The organism is Burkholderia sp. Ac-20353, assembly GCF_017104785.1.
Taxonomy (GTDB): Bacteria; Pseudomonadota; Gammaproteobacteria; order Burkholderiales; family Burkholderiaceae; genus Burkholderia.
The window spans coordinates 1-5,325 of sequence record NZ_JAAGPL010000333.1; the positions used below are offsets into that span (position 1 = coordinate 1).

2 protein-coding genes and 1 pseudogene are annotated in these 5,325 nt (G+C 66.1%); 1 reads left to right on the forward strand and 2 read right to left on the reverse strand.

Annotated elements, in window-relative coordinates; genetic code table 11:
* The coding region (gene tssM / locus G3N94_RS39335) for a type VI secretion system membrane subunit TssM (protein ID WP_205799591.1) at window positions 1–3,788 on the reverse strand (3,788 nt) is incomplete at its 3' end.
* A gap of 300 nt (window positions 3,789–4,088) precedes the next feature.
* Window positions 4,089–4,934: a M15 family metallopeptidase gene (locus G3N94_RS39340; protein ID WP_205799592.1), complete on the reverse strand. Its 846-nt coding sequence runs from the start codon at window positions 4,932–4,934 to the stop codon at window positions 4,089–4,091.
* Window positions 4,935–5,056: 122 nt separating this feature from the next.
* Here G3N94_RS39340 and G3N94_RS39345 point away from each other — a divergent pair.
* Window positions 5,057–5,325, forward strand: a pseudogene (locus tag G3N94_RS39345) (phage tail protein); the annotation flags it as partial.

The window sequence follows — 5,325 nt, forward strand, 5'->3', positions numbered from 1 at the left end:
TACGGCAGCGCGAGGCCGCGCAGGCTCTGTTGCTGCGGCTGGTCGCCACCGCCGCCCGTCGGCTGCGACGTGCTGATGATGCGCATCGTCACCGACACGTTCACGCTGCCCTGCACCCACGTGAGGTCGAAGGTGCCGTCCGGACGGCGCTTGCGCTGCGCCGAGTTGATCAGCTTCTCGAGACCGTAGCGGCCCGGCTCGTTGACGAGCTGCACCGTGCGGCCGTCGAACGTCGTCGCGGACAGCGTCGCGCCCGGCGAGCCCTGCGGGTTCGGCCACACGAAGTTGGTCCACTGCGGCGGCGTGTTGCGGTAGCGCAGTTGCTGGCCGTCGATCGCGATCGTGTACTCGGTCGTGCCGGTGCTCGGCTGCGGCAGGATCTGGAACACGGTCTGCGGCTCGGACGACGCGGTGGCGCCGCCGCCTGCCGCGCCGCCCGCGAGCGGCGCGACCCAGCGCGCGAAGCCGTTCGTGAAGTCCGGCGCGAGCGCGAGGCCCATGTCGCCCCAGGTGCGGGCCGCGAGCGTGTCGCCGCGGCGCACCGCGAGCGGCCCGAGCGTCGTGCCGACGAACTTCGCGATCGAGCCGTCCGGGCCGAACACCTGCGCGATCTCGCCGGCGCCGGCCTCGACCTTCGCGCTCGCCGCGAACGGGTACTTGTTCGCGAGCGAGCTCTGGAACGGCTGGTAGACCTGCGCGTTCCACACCTTGTTGACCTCGACGCTCGCCGGCTGGATCACGACCGAGAACGCCTGCATCAGCGGCCGCACGAGCAGCGGGCGCAGCGACTTGCGTTGCGAATCGGTCAGGCCCGTCAGCATCTGCTCGTCGACGAACTTCAGCGAATCGGCGAGTTCCGAGCCGTTGCCGTCGAGCGTCTGCTGCATCAGCTGGCGCGCGCCGGGGCCCGGGTCGCCCTGGTTCTTGATCACGTTGAAGCGCGTGCGGACCTTCGACAGCGAGTCCATGTAGCCCTTCAGCAGCGACGAGCCGTCATGCGTCGCGACGATCCGCGCGAGGCCGATGAACTCCTGGCCGACCGGGCCCATCGGGACGTCCGCCGGGTTGCCGTTGATGTCGATGTTCGCGGCCGCGATCTGACCCGCCTGCGAAGAACGTGCGAACAGCTGCTTGAACCAGTTCAGGACGCCGGTTTGCGCCTTCTTGATCGCGACGTTCGCGAGCGACGGGTTGTCCCACGACGTCTGGTCGTACGCGGTTTCGAGCACTTTGCGGATCGGCGAATCCTGCGGATCGCCGAGACGGTTCATCCCGTCGACCGCCTGCCCGAAGCTCGAGAAGCCCTGCACGGCGATGCCCTGCATGAACTTCTGCCAGTGCTGCGCGTACTCGGTCTTGTACATGCCGACGAGCGCCTTCTGGATCTGCTCGGGGCTGCCCTCGAGCGTCAGGTCGTCCTGCGACGACGTGTTCAGCACCCAGTCCTTCGCCTGCAGTTCCTTCGTCGCCGCGTCGCGGATCGCCGGCTGCACGTACTGGAACCACGCGTCGCGCGTGAACGTGCCCGGAATCGCATAGCTGCCGGCGATCAGGCCCTGGTTGCCGTCGCCGACGATGCGCGCGATGGTCATCGGCGCGAAGCGGGTCGACGCGCGCGCCTTGATTTCCTCATAGACGCGCTGGCGGGCCGGCATCCCGCGCACGACGTGGCGCAGGTTCTCGCGGGTCTGGTCGACGAGCGCGAGGTTCGCGTCGATCATCGGCCAGTCGTTGTCGTTCATGCGCGACAGGTAGAACGAGATCATGCGCTCGGCGCTCTTGATCATCTCGTCGCGCGGCATGTTGCCGCGATTCGTCTCGAGCCAGCCGCGCCAGAAGCGCGCGAGCTGGTCGGTCAGGTGCGCCTGCTCGACGTGGCGCTTGTCGGACAGCATCAGGTAGGTCTTCAGCGCGTTGTACGCGTCCTCGACGTTGGTCGGCGACGCGTCGCTGTACAGGCCGCCCTGCGGTGCGGCGGGGGCCTGGGCCTGGGCTTGTGCGGCGGCCCCGGCCGGGTTCGTCGACACCTGCATGGCGCCCGCCGGCGCGGCGCCGGCATCCAGCGCGCGGTTCAGCGGCGCGAGCTGGTCCGGATGCGCGTTCACGTCCTTCAGGAACGACGCGAGGTTCTGCGACACGGGGTTCAGCAGGATCTGGCGCACGCCGTTGTAGTACTCGGTCAGCAGGTGCTGTTCGAGGCGGTCGCCCTGGTAGAGGCCGAGCGACACCGACAGCGGCTTGTCGCGGCGGAACTGCTCGAGCTGCTCGATCCGGTCTTCCAGGATGTCCATCGCCTGCAGGCGCGACTGCAGGTCGTTGCGGCCCTGCTCGAGGCGCGTGACGTTGTCGAGGTCGGCCTGCACGTTCGCGACGAGCTGCTGGTTGCCGATCGTCGACCAGGTCCAGCCGCCGAGCGCGAGCGCGAGCGCCGCGACGAAGCCGAAGAAGGTCGCGTAGCGCAGCCGCGTCTTGGTCGGGCTCGCGAACTGGCGCACCGTCTGGCGGTCCGCGAAGATCACCTTCGAGAACAGGTCGCGCAGGAAGAAGCCGTTCTTCGAGAACGCGCTGTGCGGCTTCGGCAGCGCGTTCGCGTCGAGGCCGAAGCGCTGCGCGATGCGCTGCGCGGCCGTGCTGTTGGTCTCGCCTTCCTGCAGCGCGCTCGTGAAGTAGAAGCCGCGGAAGATCGGCTTGTACTGGAACGGGTTGTTCTCGAACAGCGTCGCGAGGAATGCGCGCAACGCCGGCTTGATCGTCGAGAACTCGAGCGGGAAGCTGAGCTGGCCCGGCGACAGCTGGTTGCCGCGCGACAGCGACAGCTGCGCGACGCTGATCTCCTTCAGGCCTTCGTACAGCTCCTCGAAGCGCTCGTCGAACAGTGCGACGACGTCGCGCTTCTCGTCGGGTTCGTAGGGCAGGGTGGCGCCCCACACGCGGTCGTATTCGTGCTTGTCGCTGCTGCTGAAGAATTCGGTGAAGCCGGTGATCAGGTCCGCCTTCGTGAACATCACGTAGACGGGCGCGAACACTTCGAGCTTCTCGGTCAGTTCCTGCACGCGCTGGCGCAGGTTCTTCGCGAGGTTGATCGCGAATTCGGGGCGGTTGCCGGTGAGCTCCGCGATGCTCGCGGTGACGATGATCCCGTTGATCGGCGCCTTCGGGCGGTAGCGCTTCAGCAGCCCGAGGAAGCCGAGCCACTCGGAGCGGTCTTCCTCGTGGACCGAATAGCGGCCCGCGGTGTCGAGCAGGATGCCTTCGGTCGTGAAGAACCAGTCGCAGTTGCGGGTGCCGCCGATGCCGTGGATCACCGCGCTGTTCTTGTCCGCGAACGGGAATTGCAGGCCGGAGTTGACCACCGCGCTGCTCTTGCCCGCAGCGGGGTTGCCGATCACGATGTACCACGGCAGTTCATACAGCGCGGAGCCGCCCGACACCTGGCCGATCTTCGACGTCTTGATCGTCTTCACGGCATCGGAGAGGCGTGTGCGCAGCACGTCGAGGTCGGCCGACTTGTCGGCGGGCGCGGCCGCGGCGGCCGGCGCGGAGATCTTGCCGGTCTCCGCCTGCTCTTCGAGGATCGCGCCGAGCGCGCGGTTCGCGCGCTTCACGCGCCAGCGCCGGAACAGCGCGACGCCGAGCCACAGCACGAGAATCGCCGCGAAGGCGATCGCCGGCCACAGCAGCGGCAGCTGCAACGTATCGGCGACGATGAAGAGGATCGCCGCGAGCGCGGCGACCCCGACGATCGAGAGCGTACGCGGGTGAGTCAGCACGTTGAGGATGCGTTGCATAGGACGTTCAGATTCCGGTGCGATTCGATGAGGCGACGCAGGCGCGCCGAGCGGCAAGGGTGGCGCCGCGATGTGTCGCCATGCTGTCAAACGGGATGAAAGGAGTCGGCATCAATGCGCCCGCGGCATCGGAGTCGGCGCACGCATTAATGAAAGGATGCTGTGAGATTTAAAACGGAGCCGGCGCCCCGAGAAAATCGCGCACCGGAATGCGCGGTCGATTGCGCCGCCCAAATCGTTTCCTGCCGGGATATTAAAAAGCCCCATGCCGCCCTCATTATTTCCTGTCCGGCAGCCGTGCTAGCTGCCGCGTCCCAGTTTAAAACCGGGTTTATGGTATTCAACGTGCCCAAGATCCATCATTTTCCATCGGCCACCCCAGGTCAGGCCGACCTGTTCGGCGACCTGTCCGTATAGCTGGTAGCCGCGCATCGCCCACGGATCTTTCTCGGAAATGACCAGCTTGCCGTCGCGCAGGAACGCATTGTCGGCCGCCAGCCCGAATTGGTGATAGCTCTGGAACGCCGCCGCATTGGTCACGCTGCCGCCCATTTGCGCGAGCCGGTTTTGCCGTTCCGGGCTCCGGTAACCTTCCAGCAACGCCATTTCGTAGCCGTATTGCTCGTGCATGATCTTGTAGACCAGCAGCAAGCGCGTGCGGAAATCCGGATCCAGCAGATTCCAGTCGCGGCTCGCGTCCTTCAGCGCCGGCCGCACCTGCTCGACTTCCTTGGTGGCAAAGACTTCCGGCGGCAACGGCGGAGGCGGCACGAGCTGCTCGCCCTGCAGCAGGGCAGCGATCTTCTCGTCGGGCACGCGCGCCGTGTCGTCGTACTGAAATAATTGCCGGCCGCGTAACGCAATGGCGACCAATGGCGGCGTCGCAAGAATACCTGTCGAGACCATAATCAGCAAGCGCCGCCGAATCAGTAAATTTTGCACGCCGTTTAAAGCATCCCGCGTAACGCTTGCCGATTTAACAATCTGACTGCGGGTGCGTACCGCGCGATCGTTCGCACGGCGTGTCAGACGGCCGTGAAATTGCGCGACGGAATCAAAAACGGTCGCGCGGACACCTGGTAAAAGCAACAGCGCCGCGATGGCGACGGCGAGGGTGAAATAGGCGACGAGTGCGACGGCAATCAATGAAATCCCCGGAAATTGGAATTGATTGTGTTTTGCAATGCTTGCTCTTAGAATCAGGCCTGCTCCGAGAGGCCGGTCTATATTATCGCGGCGAATTAAACCAGGATTCAATGAGACGCTGAATGAGTGCGCCGGACAATTCAAATTCCAAAACACCGCCCAGCCTGCTGTCCGATCAGAAACCGGCCGGCGGGCCCCAGAGTTCGCGCATTCTCGCGAATCTGGAGGGCCGTGTCACGCCGCCGGCTGAGCCGCCGCGCCGTTCGCTGAAGGCGCCGATCGCGGCAGTCGTCGCGCTGGTGGTCGCGGTAGGCGGCTGGGGCGCATGGCGTTTGCAGCAGCCGGGCGACAGCACGACGGCCGTCGCCGCGGCGCCCGCGCAACCGGCGGC